The sequence below is a fragment of the Neptuniibacter sp. CAU 1671 genome, assembly GCF_029222905.1.
Taxonomy (GTDB): domain Bacteria; phylum Pseudomonadota; class Gammaproteobacteria; order Pseudomonadales; family Balneatricaceae; genus Neptuniibacter.
Genome location: NZ_JARHUE010000005.1, coordinates 254906 through 275660, shown reverse-complemented (window position 1 = coordinate 275660; position 20755 = coordinate 254906). Strand labels below are relative to the sequence as shown.

The window sequence follows — 20755 nt, the reverse complement described above, 5'->3', positions numbered from 1 at the left end:
GCTTAGCGTCTCCCTAAAACAAGCAGATGTCGTTCCCCTTCCACACCAGGCACCCGCAACGGATGACATTGTTTGACTTCAAATTTCTGTGGTAAGGCGTTGATCTCATCGTCAGGATACAGGCCTTTCATGGCAAGAAAAACACCCTTTTCTGAACAAAGTGATTCCGTCCACTGAATCATATCCTGCAGTGAAGCAAATGCTCTGGATATCACCTGAGGAAATGGCGCCAACCCGGCATTCTCCGCCCGCGCGTTAAAGACTTTCAGGTTAGTTAGTCCTAACTCACCCTTAACCTGAAGCTGAAACCGGGTTTTCTTACTGTTACTGTCCAGGGTTGTAACCGGCAGGTCCGGATAGCAGATCGCCAATGGGATGCCTGGCAGCCCCGGACCACTGCCTACATCCAGCAATGCAGTCTGCTCTATGAAGGGAGCAACACTGAGGCTGTCCAGCAAGTGACGGTGAACCATCTCGAGCGGATCACGCACCGCGGTCAGGTTGTAGGCTTTGTTCCATTTCAAAAGCAGATTTAGGTAATCCAGCAACTGCTGCTGTTGCGCAGTATTGAGCTCAAGGCCCAGTTCAGCCGTGCCCTGCTGTAGAGCCGATGTCCAATCTGCCTGCGAAACCACTGCCATCAACTGACCGCCTTTTTCTGTCGTGAAGCCAGTTGCTGTTTTTTCAGATACACCAGCAGCAAAGAGATTGCAGCCGGTGTAATACCCTGAATCCGACTCGCCTGCGCAATGGTTTCAGGACGAATCTGCTTCAGTTTGGCTTTCAGCTCATTCGAAAGACCGCCCACCTGGTCATAATTGAAATCAGCCGGCAACGCTGTATTTTCCTGGCGGCGCATCTGTTCAATTTCACCGCGCTGACGCTCAATATACCCGGCATATTTATTCTGAATTTCAACCTGCTCGGCCACTTGCGGATCGGCGACAGCGTCACCTTTCAGACTGGCAAGATCCTGGTACTCCAGCTCCGGCCGCTTCAGCAGGTCGGACAGGGAATACTCACGGGTCAGCGGTGTTTTCAGTTTTTCTGTCAGCTGCTCTGCTTCGGCTGAGTTTGGCTGAATCCAGGTGGATTGCAGACGCTGCTGTTCACGCTCAATTGCCTCGCGTTTTTCACAGAACGCACGCCAGCGCTCTTCACCGACTATGCCCAGATCGCGACCTTTTTCAGTTAAACGCAGATCTGCATTATCTTCGCGCAGGATGAGTCGGTACTCTGCGCGGCTGGTAAACATGCGGTACGGCTCAGACGTGCCAAGGGTAATCAGATCATCAACCAGCACTCCGATATAAGCCTCATCGCGACGTGGATACCACTGCTCTTTTTCCTGCGCCCGCAGTGCCGCGTTAATACCCGCCAACATGCCCTGTGCACCGGCCTCTTCATAACCGGTGGTGCCATTGATCTGCCCTGCAAAATAGAGGCCTTGAATGAACTTGGTTTCCAGCGTGTGTTTCAGATCCTGCGGATTGAAAAAGTCATATTCAATGGCGTAACCGGGTCGGGTGATATGCGCATTTTCAAAACCACGAATCGAACGCACAGCCGCCAGCTGAATATCAAATGGCAGACTGGTGGATATACCGTTGGGATACAGCTCGTGGGTGGTCAGACCTTCCGGCTCAACAAACACCTGGTGCTGATCCTTGTCGGCAAAACGCATGATCTTATCTTCAACCGACGGACAATAACGTGGGCCTACACCTTCGATAACACCGGTATACATGGGGGAACGATCCAGACCGCTGCGCAGGATATCGTGGGTTTTTTCATTGGTATGAGTGATGTAACAGCTGATCTGCTGAGGATGTTCCTGCAGCGATCCAAGATAGGACATCACCGGTGTCGGAGTATCACCTGGCTGTTCCTGCATCAGACTGAAATTAACACTGCGCGCATCAATACGCGGTGGAGTACCGGTTTTTAATCGTTCGACCCGAAATGGCATTTCACGCAGACGCTGCGCCAGTGTGATGGATGGCGGGTCACCCGCACGTCCGCCGCTATGGTTCTGCAAACCAATATGGATGAGGCCACCCAGAAAAGTTCCAGCAGTCAGGACAACCGATTTAGCAAAAAAGCGGATACCCGTTTGGGTAACAACCCCTTTAACGGTTTCATTTTCAACGATCAGATCATCTACCGCTTGCTGGAAAATCTGCAGATTCTGCTGATTTTCCAGAATCGAACGAATGGCTGCCTTGTATAAAACACGGTCAGCCTGGGCGCGGGTTGCTCTGACCGCAGGGCCTTTGCGCGAATTCAGGGTTCTGAATTGAATGCCACCGCGATCAGTGGCACGTGCCATAGCGCCATCCAGTGCGTCGATCTCTTTTACCAGGTGACTCTTACCAATACCGCCGATGGCTGGGTTACAGGACATCTGTCCCAGCGTTTCAATGTTGTGACTGAGTAACAGTGTTTGACTGCCAGCACGTGCAGCTGCAAGGGCAGCTTCTGTACCGGCATGACCACCACCGATAACGATTACATCAAACTGATCAGGATAATCCACGTCAGTCACCTCACTGAATTGAAGATACGGATAAAGCAGAAAAAATAGGGAGGCGATTATACCTATACAGGCTCTGCTTAGGAATGGTCATTTTTTAATCAGGTTAGGTTTAGATAAATAGAAGTTAAATAAGAAGTAACGTTTTAAAGGTTTTTTTATTTTTATGATATTTATTAAGCACGGTCTTTTCTGTTGAAAAACATAAATTATCTTTCCAAAACATATATTTATTGGAATGAAAACTACGTATATCTCCTGTCTCGTGCTGGTGTATGAGATGAGGATAGGATGTGGACAGAATGGCATGTTATCCACACCCGGTTTTGTGCACAGGGTTATGGACCTGTTGTTGATGACCCCCCTCACAGATTATTCACAGGGGTTGGGGATTAAATTTAAGTTATGGGACATATTTAAAAATATAGATTACTAAACCAAAATAAATATCTGATTTAAAATAAAAAAATAGGTTTAGTTTAAAAAACAACCAGGTGAAGAAAAGCAATAAGTTTGTGGATAATCTGGTTGTAACTTTTGCAGAGGGTGTGGAAAAGCCGGGTTAGTCAAAAAATACACATTTACCGGCTTTTATTGCTTGAAAGGCTTTGGCTGGCTTATTTGCCGATACAGAATGAGCTGAATATCCGGCCCAGCAGATCGTCGGGGCTGAACTCACCGGTAATCTCATTCAGAGACTGCTGTGCCTGACGCAGATCTTCAGCCAGTAACTCTCCGGCGGCATGACTTTGCAGTTGTGCCAGACCTGTTTCTAGCAGTGCCTGGGCCCTGTCCAGAGCATCCAAGTGGCGTCGGCGCGCCATAAAACCACCTTCAGTGGTGCTGGAGAAACCCATGCAATCCTTCAGGTGCTGTCTGAGCAGATCAATACCTGACTGAGATTTTGCTGAAAGTGAAATTACCGTATGTGAGTTTTGCTCAGTGAGCTGAATGGATTCATTGCTCAGGTCTGCTTTATTACGGATGACGGTGATTTTGCTGGTTTGTGGCAGCTGATCGATAAAATCAGGCCAGATCTCGTGGGGGTCATTGCTGGTTGTAGTCTGACTGTCGACCATCAATAAGACACGGTCTGCCCGTTTAATCTCTTCCCAGGCGCGGGCGATACCAATTTGTTCCACCTCGTCCGGCGCATCACGTAATCCTGCTGTATCAATGATGTGTAACGGCATTCCATCAATATGAATATGCTCTTTAAGCACATCACGGGTGGTGCCCTCTATGGCCGTGACAATGGCTGCTTCCCGTCCGGCCAGCGCATTCAGCAGGCTGGATTTCCCCGCGTTGGGGCGGCCGGCAATCACAACATACATCCCTTCCCTGAGCAGGCTGCCCTGTCTGGCTTCAGCCTGGACGCTGAGGGTTTGAGTAAGGATGTTGTTCAGATCCTGTTCTACCTTGCCGTCGCTGAGGAAGTCGATCTCTTCCTCCGGAAAGTCGATGGCAGCTTCGACGTAGATGCGAAGCTGGATTAACTGCTCCACTAGATCATGAATTTTGGTTGAAAAAGCGCCCTGTAATGAACGCAACGCGCAACGCGCGGCCTGCTCTGAGGAGGAGTCGATCAGATCGGCAATCGCTTCTGCCTGCGCCAGATCGAGTTTGTCATTCAGGAAAGCACGTTCAGAAAACTCACCCGGTTTGGCCAGGCGTGCGCCCAGCTGAATCACTTCCCGCAGCAGCAGGTCGATGATGACGGGTCCGCCGTGGGCCTGTAGCTCCAGCACATCTTCACCGGTAAAAGAGTGTGGTCCCGGAAAAAACAGCGCCAACCCCTGATCAAGCTGTTCCCCTGCGGTTGACCAGAAAGGACCATAGTGAGCATAACGTGGTTTCAGGTGCACTTTGACCAGCGCATCGGCAATGGTTTTGACCAGTGGGCCAGATACCCGAATGATGCCAACACCGCCTCGACCGGGTGGGGTTGCCTGAGCGGTGATGGTGTCATTGGCGGCAAGTAGCATCTCTGGACTCCAAAATACGTTTGAGCGGCAATTTTACACCATAAAAAAGGCCACTACAGGAGTGGCCTTTTTTGATGCTGGCGACAGTTAACTGTCAGTACCGTTTTCGATCTGTTTATTGATCACATACTGCTGTGCAATCGACAGGATGTTGTTCACAACCCAGTACAGAGTCAGACCGGCCGGGAACCACAGGAAGAAGAAGGTGAATACAATTGGCAGCATCTTCATGATTTTAGCCTGCATCGGGTCTGGCGGAGTCGGGTTCAGCGACTGCTGAATAAACATGCTCACACCCATCAGAATTGGCAGGATAAAGAACGGGTCCTGCACCGACAGGTCGGTCAGATAGAGGAACTCGGCATGGCGCAGTTCCACTGATTCCATCAGTACCCAGTACAGTGCGATGAAGATAGGCATCTGTGCCACGATCGGCAGACAGCCACCCAACGGATTGATCTTCTCTTTCTGGTAGAGCTTCATCATCTCCTGAGACATTTTCTGACGGTCATCGCCGTACAGCTCTTTCAGTCGCTGCATCTCAGGGCCGAACTTACGCATCTTGGCCATGGATTTAAAGGCTTTGGCGTTCAGCTGGAACAGTGCTGCTTTCACCAGAATCGTGATACCAATGATGGCCAGACCCCAGTTACCGACCAGATCATAGATCCACTTCAGCAGAGTATGCAGTGGAGAAGCGACCCACCACAGCCAGCCGTAGTCTACAGTCAGTTTCAGGTCTTCCTGAGTCAGAGCCATCTCTTCCTGAAGTTTTGGCCCAACATACAGGGTAGCGCTGACACTCTGCTGTTTACCCGGTTCAACATTGAAAACAGGAGACAGAAAACCGGCGATGTAATTACCGTTCAGTTTACGGGTCTGGTAGTTGTATTCTGCACCGGGTGCCGGAATCCAGGCACTCAGGAAGTAGTGCTGTGACATGGCAACCCAGCCATCAAGACTACGTTGCTTATAGGGCGCTTCGTCCATTTTGTCGAAGCTGTACTTCTCGTAACGGGTTTCCTGCGTGGAAAACACCGGACCCAAATATGACTGCATGCCCATACTGGTTGTAGCAGATGGATCAGCACTGCGGTCACGTTTGATCTGTCCAAACAGATTGGCGCTAAAGGTCTGCTCAGACTGGTTGTTGACCAGGAATTCCTGTTTTACCGCGTAGGAGCCTGCGCTGAAGGTGAAGCGTTTGGTGATGATGACACCGTTTTTATCGGTAAAGGTCAGGTCAACACTCAGGGCATCACCGGTCAGTGAATACTCACTGCTTTCGCTGGTATAGACAGGGCGACCATCACTAGCAGCATCCGGACCGTTGGTTCCCACCAAACCACTTTGCGCAACATAGGTACGGTCAGCAGTCTGTTCCAGCAATACAAAGGGCAGATCAGATTCAAGAGCCGCTTTATAAGCAGGCAGAGAAACCTGAATGATGTCGCCGCCTTTGGTATCGATCAGCAGGTTCAGGACATCGGTCTTAACAGAGATCAGCTGAGCTTTAACCGTTTCAGAACCGGTTGCCGGCATATCTGGCTGAGATTGCTGAGTAGTTTGCGGAAGTTCAGTTTCGCTGTTGCTACTGTAGGCCGATTGAGACACTACTGCGGCCTGAGGCACGGGCTTTTCACCGTAATCCGCATTCCACTGTAACACCAGCATATAGCTGACAATTGAAAGTGCGATAATAAGGATTATTCGCTGTACATCCATGGGCTGGGCACCATTCAGATTTGCTGCAACTTTTTAGATTTTTGTTTCAGTCTGGACCAGCACTTCTGCATCAACTTGTGAAGTTGCTCATTTTCAAGCTCACCAATACCTTTGCGAGCGAGAATGATCATGTCCACGGCGGGCAACTGGTGCTGAGTCTGACGAAAAGATTCGCGCATGATACGCCGAACACGGTTACGTTTCACGGCCAGGCGGACATTTTTTTTGGAAATAATGAACCCGATACGGGCGTATCCCAGAGGATTGGGACGGGCGAGCAGCAGAAGTGGTTGGTCTGGAACTTTCAGTTGAACATCATTAAAGACGTTCTGAAAGTCCCCGCCATTGAGTAGTCTCACCTGGCGGGGAAATTTGAATTCGGTCATTCAAATTACCAGACCTGGGCATCAGTCCTTAAGCAGACAGACGCTTACGGCCTTTAGCGCGACGACGGTTGATGACCTGACGGCCGCCTTTAGTCGCCATGCGTGCACGGAAACCGTGAGTGCGCTTACGCTTCAGTACGCTTGGTTGAAATGTTCTTTTCATCGGTCAATCCTGCCAACGCGGTTGTGATTGAAATATGTAGCTCAGCGCTACACGAAAAAATAGAGGCGGAATTCTAGAGAATTTGCGCCCACCTCTCAACTGTTTTTTATCTATTTTTCTAAAACATCTTCTTCTTTTGTGAATGGACTCAATCCATAAGGTCGGTTTTAAGTAAAAATATTGCCAGCAGAGGATGAATGCGCCGTTGAGGTAAGTAATTTGTGGATAAGTAGGCAAGATGTGCACAGTTAGACCTTCGTAGAAGAGGATAACTCTATGTGAAATAGGTGCGTATATTGTGAGTTAATTGTGGATGGATTGAACTCAAGCGCCTGTATGCACCGCAGCATAAGGGTTTCTATATAAATGCATTTAAGAAAGTAAAGTGAAAAAACCACCAAAAACTGTGGATAACTAGGTCACATAACGATAGAATTCTTAGCTGTTCTGAGAAGATCGGAACGGAATAATAATTATTGACCAAGGTATCTGGCGGGACTTCTTTCTATTATGTCATCCGAGCTATGGGCGCGATGTCTGCAGAATCTAAAATCGGAATTTTCTGCTCAACAGTACAACACCTGGATACGTCCACTTAAAGTTGCCGCTGCTTCAGAGCGCGGCCTTGTTCTTATTGCGCCTAACCGTTTTGTCCGTGACTGGGTTAACGACAAATTTCTCTCGCATATCCGGCAGATTGTTTGTGATGTCAGTGGTGATATTGCGACTGAAGTCAGCTTAGAGGTTGAATCCAAACTCGGTCAGTCACTGCCCCGTCGCCCCCAGGTTATGGCCAAGCCGCGTCCTGTTCGTCCGGTTAATGGTCGTGAAGCGTTTTCTGAACCTGAAGACTCAGGACTGCATGAGATTGAACCGCCAGTAGCTATGCCGGTTCATGATGCCGTACCCGAACGGACCGTGGATGTTGAGGGTGGTCTTAAACACGTCCAGTCAAATCTAAATGATTCCTTCACCTTTGATAGTTTTGTCCAGGGTAAATCCAACCAGCTGGCGCTGGCTGCTGCACGCCAGGTGGGTGATAACCCCGGCGTCTCATATAACCCCCTCTTTATATATGGTGGTGTTGGTCTGGGTAAAACCCACCTGATGCATGCGGTGGGTAACGAGATGCTCAAGCGTAACCCCAACGCAAAGATTGTCTATCTGCACTCTGAACGTTTTGTGGCGGATATGGTAAAGGCATTGCAGTTGAACGCTATCAATGACTTCAAGCGTTTCTATCGTTCCGTTGATGCCCTTCTGATCGATGATATCCAATTCTTCGCCGGCAAAGAGCGCTCTCAGGAGGAGTTCTTCCACACCTTCAATGCGCTGCTTGAGGGCGGTCAGCAGATGATTCTGACCAGTGACCGTTACCCTAAAGAGATCAATGGTGTTGAAGAACGTCTTAAATCCCGTTTTGGCTGGGGTCTGACGGTTGCAATCGAACCGCCTGAACTGGAAACACGGGTTGCGATTCTGATGAAAAAAGCGGCCGAAGCCCGGGTACGATTGCCGGATGATGCCGCGTTCTTCCTTGCCCAGAAAATTCGCAGCAACGTCCGTGAGCTTGAAGGTGCGCTAAAACGTGTTATTGCCAACGCGCATTTCACCGGAAATCCAATCACAACCCACTTTATTAAAGAATCCCTTAAAGACCTGCTGGCTTTGCAGGATAAACAGGTTAGTATTGATAACATTCAACGGGTTGTAGCTGATTACTATAAAATTAAGGTGGCTGATCTGTTATCAAAACGGCGCAGCCGCTCGGTGGCCCGACCAAGGCAGGTGGCCATGAGTCTCTCCAAAGAGCTCACAAACCACAGTCTGCCTGAAATCGGTGATGCATTTGGTGGCCGTGATCACACCACCGTACTGCATGCATGTCGCAAAATCAGAGAACTGCGCGAAAGCGACGTTGATATCAGAGAAGATTATCAGAATTTACTGCGCCATCTGACGGCGTAATTATTCGGGAACGGGTCCGGTAAAAGGTAGGTGTATAACCGATGAAATTTGTCATCTCACGCGAAGCTTTGATTAAACCCTTGCAGTTGGTGGCAGGTGTTGTTGAACGCCGTCAGACGCTTCCTGTGCTGTCCAACATTCTGTTGGTAGCAGAGGATGATCAGCTCTCCATGACCGGTACCGATCTGGAAGTCGAATTGGTAGGGCGTGTCACCCTGGATGAACCGGCAGAAAGTGGTTCGGTTACGGTGCCTGCCCGTAAGCTGATGGATATTTGTAAGTCTTTGCCTGAAGGCGCGCGGATTGAGATGTCTCTCTCCGGCCAGAAGATGAAGATTAAATCCGGCCGCAGTCACTTCTCGTTATCCACCCTCCCCGCCGCAGAATTTCCAAACGTTGAAGACAGCCCTGAAACCATGGAACTGGCCATGGTTCAGCACCAGCTGCGCAGCCTGATTGAACGTACAGGGTTCTCTATGGCGCAGCAGGATGTTCGGTATTACCTGAACGGCATGTTGCTGGAAGTAAGTGATGGTCAGCTCCGTTCTGTTTCCACTGATGGTCACCGTCTGGCGACCAGTGTGACTCAGGTAGAGGGCCCTGCCGGGTTGCAGCACCAGATCATCGTCCCGCGTAAAGGTATTCTTGAATTAGCCCGTCTGCTGCAGAATGGTGATGCCGAGCTGCGTCTGGTCGTTGGAGCTAATCATATCCGGGCGCATGTGGGTGACTTTACTTTCACCTCTAAACTGGTGGATGGCAAGTTCCCGGACTACCAGCGGGTTATCCCACGTGGTGGCAACAAAACTGTACTGGCTGACCGTACCGAGCTGCGTCAGGTTCTGAGTCGTATTGCGATTCTATCCAATGAAAAATACCGTGGTGTACGTTTGTCTCTGTCTGATGGTTATCTGCAGGTGATGGCAAATAACCCCGAGCAGGAAGAAGCTGAAGAAACACTGGCAGTCGATTATGCCGGTGACAGTCTGGAAATTGGTTTTAACGTAAATTACCTGCTGGATGTACTGTCAATCCTGAACTCGGATGTGGTTCGGATTACCTTGGCAGATTCAAACTCAAGTGCCCTTGTTGAAGGCTTTGATGAATCTGACAGCCTCTACGTTGTTATGCCAATGCGTATGTGATTCTCTTTAACAGGCCGCTGGTAACAGCGGCCTGTTTTCTTTGCCAACATGGCTATCTCCAAACTCCGTATACATCGCGTACGCAACCTCTCTGCACTGTCGCTGGTACCCAGCCCTGCTATCAATCTGATCTATGGGGAGAACGGCAGTGGCAAAACCAGCGTGCTTGAAGCAATACACCTGCTTGGGTTGGCTCGCTCATTTCGTACCAGCCAGGCCCGGCACCTGATTCAGGCCGAACAAAGCGATTGTGTAGTCTATGCCGAAGTTGATCCACTTAATCAAGGCGAACAGAAACCGCTGGGGGTTGAACGTTTACTGGAGGGTGATCCCAGAATCCGTTTTGCCGGTAAGGATATTGACCTCTCAACACTGGCGGAGCTGATACCGCTGCAGGTTATCAACGCTGATACCTTTCAGTTACTCGAGGGATCACCGGCCCATCGCAGACAATTTCTCGACTGGGGTGTATTTCATGCGGATCCAATGTTTATTCAGCTCTGGCGCGGCTTCAGGCGGGTATTAAAACAGCGTAACAGCCTGCTGAAATGTGGTAAGATTGACCCTCGGCTAAGAGAGGTCTGGGACAGGGAATTTGTCAGCTTTGCCAACGCTTTAACAGAGCACCGTCGCGATTATCTTGCCCGTTTGATTCCGGTTTTTGATCAGTCTCTGGAGCATCTGCTTCCGGGGATAAGGATAGAGCTTGGTTTTCAGTCTGGCTGGGACAGTAAGCGCGGTTTGGATGAGGTATTGGCAACCAGTTTTGAACGGGATCTGGCATTAGGTTATACCGCCAGCGGCCCGCAAAGAGCAGACCTCAGAGTTAAGGCAGATGGCCACAGTGCAGCAGAGCGTTTGTCGCGTGGACAGAAAAAACTGGTTGTCAGTGCGCTTAAGCTGGCGCAGGGCAATCTGTTTCAGGCGATGCATAAACGTCCCTGTGTATACCTGATAGATGATCTGCCGTCAGAGCTTGATCAGCAGCATAACCAGCTGTTCTGTTCCCTGCTGGAACAGTCCGGCAACCAGTGTTTTATTACTTGTGTCGACCATCGTGCTCTATTGGAGCACTGGCGACCTGAAACGGCGATAGCCACCTTTCACATTGCAGATGGTGCGTTGGTCAAAGCGACCGGGCCTGCGGGGTGAATGTTAGGAGACTTGGATGAGCGGCGACGATAATCAAAACTACGATTCTTCCAGTATCAAGGTATTGAAAGGCCTGGATGCCGTACGTAAACGGCCTGGCATGTATATCGGTGATACTGATGATGGCACCGGTCTGCATCATATGGTGTTTGAGGTTGTTGATAACTCCATCGACGAAGCGCTCGCAGGTCATTGCTCCGAGATCAATGTCACCATTCATACCGATGACAGTGTCACCGTTTCAGATAACGGCCGTGGTATACCAACTGATATCCATGAGGAAGAAGGTGTTTCTGCGGCTCAGGTCATCATGACTGTACTGCACGCCGGCGGTAAGTTTGATGATAACTCCTATAAGGTTTCCGGCGGTTTGCACGGTGTAGGTGTTTCTGTTGTAAACGCCCTGTCCAGTCAGTTGAAACTGACCATTCGTCGTTCTGGCAAAGTACACGAACAGGTGTACCGTCATGGTGAGCCTCAGGCGCCACTGAGTGTTGTGGGTGAAACCCAGAGCAGCGGTACCATGGTGCGTTTCTGGCCATCAACCGATACCTTTACTGATATCACCTTCCATTACGATACGCTGGCAAAACGTCTGCGCGAACTCTCCTTCCTCAACTCCGGTGTGCGTATCGTGTTAAAAGACGAACGTACCGGACGTGAAGATGTGTATGAGTACGAAGGTGGTCTGAGTGCGTTTGTGGATTACCTGAATACCAACAAAAGCACCATTAACAAGATGTTCCACTTCACCGCCGAGCATGAAACCGGTGTGGTCGTGGAAGTGGCGATGCAGTGGAATGATAGTTATCAGGAAAGCATCCACTGCTTCACCAACAATATTCCTCAGCGCGACGGTGGCACCCATTTGTCCGGTTTTCGTGCTGCGTTGACCCGCTCCCTGAATAATTACATTGAATCTGAAGGTCTGAATAAAGGCGGCAAGATCAGCACAACAGGTGATGACAGTCGTGAAGGTCTGACGGCCATCATCTCTGTGAAGGTACCGGATCCTAAATTCTCCTCACAGACCAAAGATAAACTGGTTTCTTCCGAAGTGAAGTCTGCAGTTGAGCAGACCATGGGCGAGAAACTGTCCGAGTACCTGCAGGAGAATCCTCAGGAATCCAAATCTGTTGTCTCTAAGATGATTGATGCGGCGCGTGCTCGCGAAGCAGCCCGTAAGGCCCGTGAGATGACGCGTCGTAAAGGCGCTCTGGATATCGCAGGTCTGCCTGGCAAACTGGCTGATTGCCAGGAGAAGGATCCTGCGCAGTCCGAACTGTACCTGGTGGAGGGTGATTCTGCAGGCGGTTCTGCCAAGCAGGCTCGTGCACGTAAAACCCAGGCGATATTGCCACTGAAGGGTAAGATCCTAAACGTAGAGAAAGCACGTTTCGACAAAATGCTCAGCTCTGCTGAAGTCGGCACGCTGATCACTGCGCTGGGTTGCGGCATCGGCCGCGAGGAATATAACCCGGACAAATTGCGCTATCACCGCATCATTATCATGACGGATGCGGATGTGGACGGTTCCCACATTCGTACCCTGCTCCTTACCTTCTTCTTCCGTCAGATGCCTGAGTTGATCGAGCGTGGCTATATCTATATTGCCCAGCCACCCCTGTATAAGATCAAAAAAGGCAAACAGGAAAGTTACCTGAAAGATGACGAAGCGCTGGATGCTTATCTGCTGCAGGGTGCGCTTGAGAATACTACGCTGCATGTGAATGAAGCTGCGCCCGGTATTGGCGGCACAGAACTCGAAAATCTGATTCATCAATACCGCAACGTTATCCGCACGATTGATCGTATGTCACGTGTGTATCCTGTGGGCGTACTCAAATCACTGCTGCAGGTTTCGGCTTTCCCGACTGACCAGATGGCTGATCAGTCGGCTGTGGCTGACTGGTGTGACCGATACGACGATGCGCTTGCGCAGCTGAACGATAACGCGGTCTCCTACCAGGCGCTGCTCGAAGAAGATAAAGAGCACAGTCAGTTTGTGATTAAGGTGAAGCAGATCCAGCATGGTGTTTCCCACTATTACACCCTGAATCATGAGTTCTTCGGTTCACGTGAGTATGCTCAGATTAACGCGATGGCTCAGATTCTGGCGGGTCTGTTGGAAGATGGCGCCTACATGCAGAAAGGTGAGCGTCGTAAAGAGATCAATTCCTTCGATGAAGGCCTTAGCTGGTTGCTGGATCTTTCACGCCGCGGCTACTACATCCAGCGCTATAAGGGACTGGGTGAGATGAATCCGGAACAGCTTTGGGAAACCACTATGGATCCTGAGTCTCGCCGTATGCTTCAGGTTACTATTGAAGATGGCATCGCCGCAGATCAGCTATTCACAACCCTGATGGGTGATGAAGTGGAGCCTCGACGTAACTTTATCGAGTCCAACGCGCTTCAGGTATCTAACCTGGATATCTGATAATTCGCTGAAATTTAAAAGCAGCCTAAGGGCTGCTTTTTTGTGGCTGATGCTTAATCCTCTGTTATATACAAGTGGCCAGCCGCGGCACTAAATCCGAGTTACGACTATCTCTGTTTTATTGATAAGGAATGATCCATGAAACCCTTTGAAGCACTCCTCTGGTCTATGCGCTGGTTGATGATTCCTGCAGTGGTTGCAGTCATTGCCTGTGCCCTGCCTCTTATCGGCTTTGTTGTGTCCGATATTGTTCACCTTGCCGATGTATTGCTGAGTACAGGTTTTACAGCCGAGAGCCGTGTAGAGCTGCTTTTTATCACCGTTGAGATCGTTGATCAGTCTTTAATGGCTGGCGTGATGATTATGTTTGGTTTGGGTATCTACGAGATATTCATTGGCAAGATTGCGCCTGAGCTGACCGGTGCTTTCAGTTCAAAATTGCTCGTTGTGACGAGTATCGCTCAGCTTAAAAGCAAGCTTGGTACCCTGGTGATAATGATTCTGATTGTGAAGTTTCTATCACTGAGTATAGAGATGGGTATTGAAACACCTACAGATCTTTTGATGTATGCAGCGTCGGTTGCACTGCTTGGGCTTGCGCTTTTCCTGACCAACAATAAAGGCGGCGCTAAGGCTGTCTCGGATAACAAAGACGACTAATCTTCCCTGGTCTTGAGCCTGACTGCTTTAGTCGGGCGTTTCACGTGAAACATGTGATCCGTCACCTGCTGTGTTTCACGTGAAACAATGCTCCTGAATTACTTATCGCATCCTTTCTGTTTTTTCTCATGGTGACGGTCGAACATAGGGCGATCTTGTTTCATTTTAGCGAACTGTGCTTGCTGCTCGGGTGTTAACAGGGCGTATATGTCTTTCTGGTGCTCGGCGCGCATCAATACGCGTTCTTTGGCAGCCTCCTGGGCGTTAGCAATAAGCTGATCAAGCTGAGCCTGATAGTCTGGCGCGTTAGGGTCAAGTTTAGCCATAGCTTGACGGTCGCTGCGATATTTCCCCATGCCCTCACGCATCTCAGAGAAATTTTCTTTCATGGTTGCGCGCAGGGAGGCCTGCTGCTCTTCGGTCAGGTTTAGTTCCTGAGTGAGTCGTTCAAACATATGGCCGCCACGTGGATGGCCTTGTTCATTTGACTGTTCCTGTGCATAAGCAAAAGTAGCTGAACCGGCAATCAGGGTTGCAGCGGCAATGCCTGCAATTAATTTAGTACGCATGATCTTATCTCCAACAGTGTTATCGATCTGTGTTTATTCTGGATCAGCGCAATGCAAAGTTGGGTTGGGCGGGTGTAAAGTTAGGTAAAAGCAGGTGGCCAACGAAAACCGGAAGCTTAGAATGTTAATAAGAAAGAATGAGAAACCGGAGCAAATATGACAACCGATGTACGCCTGTTGATGGTGGACGATGATGAAGACCTCGGTGAGTTAATTGGCGATTATCTGGAGAATGAAGGCTTCAAAGTTGAGCTTGCATTAAACGCAGATGAAGCGCTCTTAAAGCTAAAACATGCTGAGCGTTATGCCTTGATGATTCTGGATGTGATGATGCCCGGGAAAAGTGGGCTTGAATTGCTGCAGGAGTTACGACCTGCAGTCACATTGCCGGTGATCATGCTGACGGGACGTGGCGAAGAGATAGATCGCATACTGGGTCTGGAGATGGGTGCGGATGATTATCTCAGCAAACCCTGCAATCCGAGAGAGTTGCTGGCGCGCATCAGGGCGATCCTGCGGCGGAGTGAAAATCAGCCAAAGCTGACCCTCTTTCCGAACAAGGTTGTTGAGCATATGGAGATCACGCTGGATCCTGGCAATCGCGAAGTGACTGTAAAGGGCCAGGCCATAGAATTGACGGGTACCGAGTTTAATGTGTTGGGTTATTTGCTGGCCAATCCCGGCCAAGTCATGAGCAAGGAGCAGCTGACAGAGCTGGTGCTCCATCGGGAATTGACCGCTTACGATCGTGCGATGGACGTTCATGTCAGCCGGGTAAGGCAAAAGCTCGCTAAGCATCTGCCGGAGCGTGAGGTGATTAAAACGATTCGTGGTGCTGGTTATATGTTTGTGCAGGGGTAATTGTGCGCTGGTATAAAAAGCTTTTTTGGAAAGTATTTGCAGCGATCTGGATTGTCAGTTTTCTTGCGCTGGTTGCCACGGTTCAGTTGGTGAGTACGCTGGCGGAAAAAGAAAAGTTTGATGCCGTGATCACGGCCAAAGCGATGGGGTATGTCGAGCTGATGGTCGAGCGCTATGAGCTCAATGGCTATCGTCAGTTGCCCGGATTGATGCAGTCCTTTCGTGAGGAGGACCATAGCCGTCGTTTCGCGCCCCGCCCTCCCCGTATCTCAAAACGTGTCGAGATTGTGGATCAGCTGCTTGGCCAGGCGGTGGTTATCAACCCTCTGTTCGAGGGAAAAACAAGGGGCGTGGAAGAGGCGCAGTACACCTCTGACAGCGGTCGTGAATATCTGGTGCGGATCGATCTGAATTGGCAGGGTTCGCCTGTTGAAAACGTATTAAGACGGCTGTTGTCGCTTCAGGTGGTGTTGATCATTCTTGTGTCTGGATTATGTGCCTGGGTTATCTCCTCAATTATTGTCCGGCCGTTGAATCAGCTACGCCAGCATAGTCAGGCGATATATCAGGGACAGTTGGACAGCCGGACGGATAAAGCCGTGAGTGACCGTGGTGATGAGATTGGTGAGTTGGCGCGGGATTTCAACCGCATGGCTGACTATGTGCAGCTGACCCTGAATGCACAGCAGAAACTGTTGCAGGATGTTTCCCACGAATTGAGAGCGCCGCTGGCACGTTTGCAGGCAGCCGCAGGTCTGGCGGAACAGCGCTGGGGAGAGGAGGACAAAATTGTCTCGCGCCTTAACCGGGAAACAGGTCGTCTGGATGGATTGATCGGCGAGATACTGTCGTTGTCCCGGCTTGAGCAGATGGAGGTGAGATGTGAATCTTACGCACTGAATCAGTGGTTGATAGAACTGGTTGAGGATATACAGTTTTCCTACCCGTCTCACCCCATCCAGACAGAGGTCGTTGCCTGCCGGTGTGAACTGAATCCGCGCTTATTGGAGCGTGCGCTGAGTAATATTCTGGTCAATGCCTGCAAACATACCCAGAGCGGTACGGTGATCGAGATTGCACTGCAAATGAAGAATACCGACTGTGAGATCATCATCCGTGACCATGGTGAGGGTGTGTCAGCTGATGAGTTAGCGCATCTGTGTGAGCCTTTCTATCGTGGTGGCGCGAGTAACAAAGGTTATGGATTGGGGCTCAGTATTGCCTACCGTGCTCTGGCGCGCTTGGGGGCGACTCTGGTGTTAGAAAATCACGCTGGCGGAGGTCTGCAGGCACGCATTAAGTTGCCCTGTCTTTAAGTGATGGGCCTGGCCTGATCGAGACTATAGAGATTAGGCAGCGAAAGAATGCGGGTTAATGCATCCATAGCGGTGAGGATTTCGCGGCGAAGTTGAGGGTCGCTGAGACACTCAAGCGTTAGCTGATCGCGGTAATGACGTACGATCCATGACTGTAATTGGTGATAGCGTTCAGCAGTGAGCAGTATGCCTGGGTGGACAGCCTGATACTCCGTTGCATCCAGTGGGATTGCCAAACGCAGGCAGGCAGGTCCACCGCCGTTATGCATGCTTTCTTTTAAATCGAAGTACAGCACCCGATTTATAATCTCGCACAGACGTGTTTCGATGATCTTTTCTGATTCCTTCTGCAACCGGCACTCCTGGGGGGCGACCAATATCCATTCCTGTTCAGCGGAAAGCAGAAGCTGGCTGTTAAACAGATAACTCTTTATAGCCAGCTCCAGAGGCAGTTCGTTGTTGCTGATTTCAATAATCTGCAATGGGCTGTTCCAGGCGTCTGTCATGGCGCGAAGTTTTTGCAGAACCTCTATCTGATTGGCAAAAGCGTGTTCATGGATAAACAACAGGTTGGCATGACCCACAGCGACCACATCGTTATGGAAAGCACCGGCGCTGATAGCGACCGGGCTTTGCTGAATCAGCATCTGTTGATCGGCAGGAATTTTATGTCGGCGGATAATGGATTCGCTGGCCAACCGGCTCTGGCGTGCGGGGAAACGATTGCCCTGTAACTGCTGTGCTTCATCGCGGCCATACACAAAAAGATTGATCGCGCCCACTCCCTGCGGATCGTATAACCGGATATGGTTTGCCGCCCCTTCATCAGCGAATGAATTTTGGGCTGGCAGTGGGCAGTGGTGTTGAAAATACGCAGAATCCGAAAAAATAGACCGCAGTGCTTTTGAATTGTGCCGGGCCTCGATAGAGCGGTGCAGTGTGCTGATCAGGTTAGCTGGTGTGAACTGTAGCCGGCCATCCAGGCTGTCAGATGCGGCCGTGACTGTGGCAGCATTGGCGGCCCACATGCTGGAGGCTGAAAAGGCGGCACTGAGCAGATGAGGTGCCGTTCGGGAGGCCTGATAGGTCACCGCATTATCGTCACCACTAAAGCCGGCTTCTCGAAGTAGCGAGATATCAGGACGCAATGCCGGGGGCAGAATGCCCTGTGGAAATCCAAGACACAGAAGCTGCCACATTTTATCCAGTCCCTGCAAAGCCGCCTGACGCGGATTCGAGCGCTGGCCGCCATGTCCCATGGAGGCCAGGTTGCCAAATGCCAAACCGCCGAAGTGGTGGCTTGGGCCCACCAGGCCATCCAGATTAAGCAGCATAGGTTACTCCTTAGGCAGAGACAGCCCCGGCGGTAGCTGATTCGGGATAGTCAGTGTTTCGGACTGCAGCGATGCCACCGGGTAGGCGCAATAATCTGCTGCATACCAGGCACTGGGTCGATGGTTGCCGCTGATGCCAATGCCGCCGAATGGCCGGGCGCTGGCCGCACCGGTCAGTGGTCGGTTCCAGTTGATGACCCCTGCCCTGACATGATGATGGAACTGTTTAAATAACGCTGGATTGTCAGTCAGGATGCCAGCAGACAATCCATAGCGTGTCTGGTTGGCTAGTGTGATGCCGTGGTCGAAATCACGGATGCGGTAAAGCTGTAACAGCGGGCCAAAGTACTCCTCATCTTCCACTTGATTGAGAGCGGTACAGTCAATCAGGCCCGGCGAGAGCAGTGTGCCTGTAGCATTCCGGGACTGCATCTCAACCAGCATGGAAGCCCCCGCCTCAGCAAGTTTCTTTTGCGCTTCGAGCATCTGATTTGCAGCTTCCTGATTGATCAGGCAACCCATGAAGGGTTGCGGTGCGTCATCATAGGCGCCATAGGTGAGATGGTTGATGCCTGCTATAAGTCGATCGATAAATGCATCGCCCGTGGGTCCTTCAGGTACCAACAGGCGTCGGGCACAGCTGCAGCGCTGACCGGCGCTCAGATAGGCTGACTGCAAGGTTGTGACGACAGCGGCATCAAGGTTGGCGACCTCAGTCACCAGTAATGGGTTGTTGCCCCCCATTTCCAGGGCGAGAATTTTTTCGGGGTGACCGCCAAACTGCTGATGCAGATAGGTGCCTGTACGTGCGCTGCCGGTAAAGTAGATACCATTCAGATCGGGATGTCGCGCTACTTCAGCACCAACGGTAGAGCCGCCTTGCAGTAGATTCAGCACACCGGCCGGCAGGTTGGCTTTCTGCCACAGGCATACCAGTAATTCAGCTGTGCGGGGTGTTAGCTCACTGGGTTTGAAGATAAGGGTATTGCCCGCCAGCAGCGCTGGCATAATGTGCCCATTGGGCAAATGCCCCGGGAAGTTGTACGGCCCAAAAACCGCCACAATACCGTGGGGTTTGTGAGAAAGGACGGACTTTATACTGTCCGTCTCAGTGATTTCATCCGGACAACGTTGTGCATAGGCTTTGAGCGTCAGGGGCAGTTTGCCCAGCATGGCATCCACTTCTGTACGGGCTTCCCAGAGGGGTTTGCCAGTCTCCTGCCCGATGGTATCGGCAATATGCTCTTTCTCCTCTGCGAGGTGTTTCGCAAACAGCTCGAGATAACGGCTGCGTGAGGGTATGGGTAGTGCGGACCAGGTTGGGAATGCATTGGCGGCTGCCTGAAATGCCTGTTCAATCTGGTGGCTGTCTGCTTCATGGCCATGCCAGATTGCCTGATCCGTAGCAGGATTCACTGAGATCATGTCCGGGCCATGCCCTGTCACCCAGGTGCCGTTTATGAACAGCGAGGAAGCGGGTTTCATGCCTGGCCTCCTTTAAGCTCAACGATGCGTATAGCGTCACCCTCGCCGACCTGCAGAATGGCTGCTACGTCTGGAGAGAGATCAACATTGCCGCCATGTTCGCGCGCCGGTGCAAAGACACAACGAAACTCAGACAGTTTTTCATTACTGAGCAGGTACTCGGGGAACAGCTTACTGGTGGGTGATGGATTGATCTGAACCCGGGCACAGCGGCTTTGGCGGATGGTGCGTATTTTCTTTAGGGGTGCTGTGACTGTCGGCCCGGCATCAAAAATATCCACGTAGTTTTCAAACCGGAACCCTTCACTTTCCAGCATCGCTTTTGCAGGCTCTGTGGCGGGGTGTACCCTACCGATGACCGCCTGTGCAGATTCCGGCAGCAGGTGAAGATAGATGGTGTATTTAGGCATCAGCTCAGCAATAAAGGCTTTATTGCCGCTGCCGGTCAGGTAGTCCGCTTTGCTGAAGTCGATCGAAAAAAAACGCTGTCCCAGTCCATCCCAGAAAGGGGAATGTCCATGCTCATCGGAAAAACCCCGCATCTCGGCAATCACACGTTCTGAAAAACGCTCTGGCTGAGCTGCCATAAACAGGAACCGGCTTTTTGAAAGCAGAGCACCATTGTGATGGCGTCGATGATCAGGTTTCAGATAGAGGGTGCAAACTTCAGAACAGCCGGTGTAATCGTTACACAGGTAAAGTGTTTTGAAGCGGTTATAAACGTTCAGCTCGGGTGAGGCGTGCACAACAGTACCCAATCGATAGTGGTACCAGGGATAATCCATGCCCACAGCAGACTCAATCCCACAGGTGCCGACAACCTGTTCAGTTTCATGCTTAACGAGCACAAAGAGATAACTTTGATTCGTCAGGGCTGAATGGGCAGGTGCAAGGGCCGCCAGACTGCGGCCGATTTTTTGCTCAAGCAGTTCACTGTTGTCCGGTAACGAGGTAAATCCCGGACCTGATTCACGGGCGATCTGACACAGAGTATCCAGATCGGTCATGGCGATTGGGCGAATGTAATACATGG

Annotated in this window: 17 protein-coding genes; 7 read left to right on the top strand and 10 right to left on the bottom strand. The window is 50.8% G+C overall.

The genetic code is table 11. From position 1 onward, the window contains the following. Nucleotides 1-2: 2 nt before the first annotated feature. The 6 genes from rsmG to rpmH form a co-directional block, all read right to left on the bottom strand. On the bottom strand, nucleotides 3-641 hold the full coding sequence (rsmG, locus tag P2G53_RS10900; RefSeq protein WP_275817116.1) for a 16S rRNA (guanine(527)-N(7))-methyltransferase RsmG: 639 nt from the start codon (nucleotides 639-641) through the stop codon (nucleotides 3-5). After that, nucleotides 641-2536 carry a tRNA uridine-5-carboxymethylaminomethyl(34) synthesis enzyme MnmG gene (gene mnmG, locus P2G53_RS10895; RefSeq protein ID WP_275817114.1) on the bottom strand — a complete coding sequence of 632 codons (1896 nt, stop codon included), beginning with the start codon at nucleotides 2534-2536 and terminating at the stop codon, nucleotides 641-643. Before mnmG ends, rsmG begins: the two co-directional genes overlap by 1 nt. Before the next feature lie 614 nt (nucleotides 2537-3150). Next, entirely contained in the window at nucleotides 3151-4518 is a 1368-nt protein-coding gene (mnmE, locus tag P2G53_RS10890; protein ID WP_275817112.1) for a tRNA uridine-5-carboxymethylaminomethyl(34) synthesis GTPase MnmE, read from the bottom strand. Nucleotides 4519-4605: 87 nt separating this feature from the next. After that, nucleotides 4606-6243, bottom strand: a complete 1638-nt coding sequence (yidC, locus tag P2G53_RS10885; protein ID WP_275817110.1) for a membrane protein insertase YidC — start codon at nucleotides 6241-6243, stop codon at nucleotides 4606-4608. A gap of 14 nt (nucleotides 6244-6257) precedes the next feature. Beyond that, entirely contained in the window at nucleotides 6258-6629 is a 372-nt protein-coding gene (rnpA, locus tag P2G53_RS10880; protein WP_275817108.1) for a ribonuclease P protein component, read from the bottom strand. Between the two features lie 28 nt (nucleotides 6630-6657). Beyond that, nucleotides 6658-6792 (bottom strand): 50S ribosomal protein L34, encoded by a 135-nt coding sequence (gene rpmH, locus P2G53_RS10875; protein ID WP_275817106.1) that lies wholly within the window; start codon nucleotides 6790-6792, stop codon nucleotides 6658-6660. Between the two features lie 510 nt (nucleotides 6793-7302). Here rpmH and dnaA point away from each other — a divergent pair. The 5 genes from dnaA to P2G53_RS10850 all read left to right on the top strand — a co-directional run bounded on the left by dnaA (nucleotide 7303) and on the right by P2G53_RS10850 (nucleotide 14157). After that, entirely contained in the window at nucleotides 7303-8760 is a 1458-nt protein-coding gene (gene dnaA, locus P2G53_RS10870; RefSeq protein ID WP_275817103.1) for a chromosomal replication initiator protein DnaA, read from the top strand. A 41-nt stretch (nucleotides 8761-8801) separates the two neighbouring features. Then, a complete protein-coding gene (gene dnaN / locus P2G53_RS10865) occupies nucleotides 8802-9905 on the top strand; it encodes a DNA polymerase III subunit beta (protein ID WP_275817101.1) in 1104 nt (367 codons plus the stop codon). A 48-nt stretch (nucleotides 9906-9953) separates the two neighbouring features. Continuing rightward, the gene (recF, locus tag P2G53_RS10860; RefSeq protein ID WP_275817099.1) at nucleotides 9954-11057 is read left to right on the top strand and encodes a DNA replication/repair protein RecF; all 1104 of its coding nucleotides are present in this window, start codon (nucleotides 9954-9956) and stop codon (nucleotides 11055-11057) included. Between the two features lie 16 nt (nucleotides 11058-11073). Beyond that, the gene (gene gyrB / locus P2G53_RS10855; RefSeq protein WP_275817097.1) at nucleotides 11074-13497 is read left to right on the top strand and encodes a DNA topoisomerase (ATP-hydrolyzing) subunit B; all 2424 of its coding nucleotides are present in this window, start codon (nucleotides 11074-11076) and stop codon (nucleotides 13495-13497) included. A gap of 138 nt (nucleotides 13498-13635) precedes the next feature. Continuing rightward, nucleotides 13636-14157 carry a YqhA family protein gene (locus P2G53_RS10850; RefSeq protein WP_275817095.1) on the top strand — a complete coding sequence of 174 codons (522 nt, stop codon included), beginning with the start codon at nucleotides 13636-13638 and terminating at the stop codon, nucleotides 14155-14157. 98 nt (nucleotides 14158-14255) lie between these two features. On the opposite strand, the gene P2G53_RS10845 is transcribed toward P2G53_RS10850, so the two are convergent. Continuing rightward, nucleotides 14256-14726 carry a Spy/CpxP family protein refolding chaperone gene (locus tag P2G53_RS10845; protein ID WP_275817093.1) on the bottom strand — a complete coding sequence of 157 codons (471 nt, stop codon included), beginning with the start codon at nucleotides 14724-14726 and terminating at the stop codon, nucleotides 14256-14258. 156 nt (nucleotides 14727-14882) lie between these two features. Between P2G53_RS10845 and P2G53_RS10840 the strand changes: the two genes are divergently transcribed. Together P2G53_RS10840 and P2G53_RS10835 are read left to right on the top strand one after the other, a co-directional pair. Continuing rightward, complete coding sequence (locus tag P2G53_RS10840; RefSeq protein ID WP_275817092.1) at nucleotides 14883-15587, top strand: response regulator transcription factor; 705 nt, start codon at nucleotides 14883-14885, stop codon at nucleotides 15585-15587. 2 nt (nucleotides 15588-15589) lie between these two features. Beyond that, nucleotides 15590-16903: a HAMP domain-containing sensor histidine kinase gene (locus tag P2G53_RS10835; RefSeq protein WP_275817090.1), complete on the top strand. Its 1314-nt coding sequence runs from the start codon at nucleotides 15590-15592 to the stop codon at nucleotides 16901-16903. Here P2G53_RS10835 and P2G53_RS10830 read toward each other — a convergent pair. The 3 genes from P2G53_RS10830 to astA are packed head-to-tail and all read right to left on the bottom strand — an operon-like array spanning nucleotide 16900 to nucleotide 20753. Then, nucleotides 16900-18237 (bottom strand): N-succinylarginine dihydrolase, encoded by a 1338-nt coding sequence (locus tag P2G53_RS10830; RefSeq protein ID WP_275817088.1) that lies wholly within the window; start codon nucleotides 18235-18237, stop codon nucleotides 16900-16902. The genes P2G53_RS10835 and P2G53_RS10830 overlap by 4 nt on opposite strands. A 3-nt stretch (nucleotides 18238-18240) precedes the next feature. Then, nucleotides 18241-19722 (bottom strand): succinylglutamate-semialdehyde dehydrogenase, encoded by a 1482-nt coding sequence (astD, locus tag P2G53_RS10825; RefSeq protein ID WP_275817086.1) that lies wholly within the window; start codon nucleotides 19720-19722, stop codon nucleotides 18241-18243. Continuing rightward, nucleotides 19719-20753, bottom strand: coding sequence for an arginine N-succinyltransferase (astA, locus tag P2G53_RS10820; RefSeq protein WP_275817084.1), 1035 nt, complete (start codon nucleotides 20751-20753; stop codon nucleotides 19719-19721). Before astA ends, astD begins: the two co-directional genes overlap by 4 nt. Nucleotides 20754-20755 lie beyond the last annotated feature (2 nt).

Coding starts and splice junctions, on each gene's coding strand:
- gyrB (WP_275817097.1), top strand. CDS start 11,074: ATGAGCGGCGACGATAATCAAAACTACGATTCTTCCAGTATCAAGGTA.
- dnaN (WP_275817101.1), top strand. CDS start 8,802: ATGAAATTTGTCATCTCACGCGAAGCTTTGATTAAACCCTTGCAGTTG.
- rnpA (WP_275817108.1), bottom strand. CDS start 6,629: ATGACCGAATTCAAATTTCCCCGCCAGGTGAGACTACTCAATGGCGGG.
- rpmH (WP_275817106.1), bottom strand. CDS start 6,792: ATGAAAAGAACATTTCAACCAAGCGTACTGAAGCGTAAGCGCACTCAC.
- astA (WP_275817084.1), bottom strand. CDS start 20,753: ATGTATTACATTCGCCCAATCGCCATGACCGATCTGGATACTCTGTGT.
- P2G53_RS10850 (WP_275817095.1), top strand. CDS start 13,636: ATGAAACCCTTTGAAGCACTCCTCTGGTCTATGCGCTGGTTGATGATT.
- astD (WP_275817086.1), bottom strand. CDS start 19,722: ATGAAACCCGCTTCCTCGCTGTTCATAAACGGCACCTGGGTGACAGGG.
- P2G53_RS10840 (WP_275817092.1), top strand. CDS start 14,883: ATGACAACCGATGTACGCCTGTTGATGGTGGACGATGATGAAGACCTC.
- rsmG (WP_275817116.1), bottom strand. CDS start 641: ATGGCAGTGGTTTCGCAGGCAGATTGGACATCGGCTCTACAGCAGGGC.
- P2G53_RS10830 (WP_275817088.1), bottom strand. CDS start 18,237: ATGCTGCTTAATCTGGATGGCCTGGTGGGCCCAAGCCACCACTTCGGC.
- P2G53_RS10845 (WP_275817093.1), bottom strand. CDS start 14,726: ATGCGTACTAAATTAATTGCAGGCATTGCCGCTGCAACCCTGATTGCC.
- dnaA (WP_275817103.1), top strand. CDS start 7,303: ATGTCATCCGAGCTATGGGCGCGATGTCTGCAGAATCTAAAATCGGAA.
- yidC (WP_275817110.1), bottom strand. CDS start 6,243: ATGGATGTACAGCGAATAATCCTTATTATCGCACTTTCAATTGTCAGC.
- mnmE (WP_275817112.1), bottom strand. CDS start 4,518: ATGCTACTTGCCGCCAATGACACCATCACCGCTCAGGCAACCCCACCC.
- recF (WP_275817099.1), top strand. CDS start 9,954: ATGGCTATCTCCAAACTCCGTATACATCGCGTACGCAACCTCTCTGCA.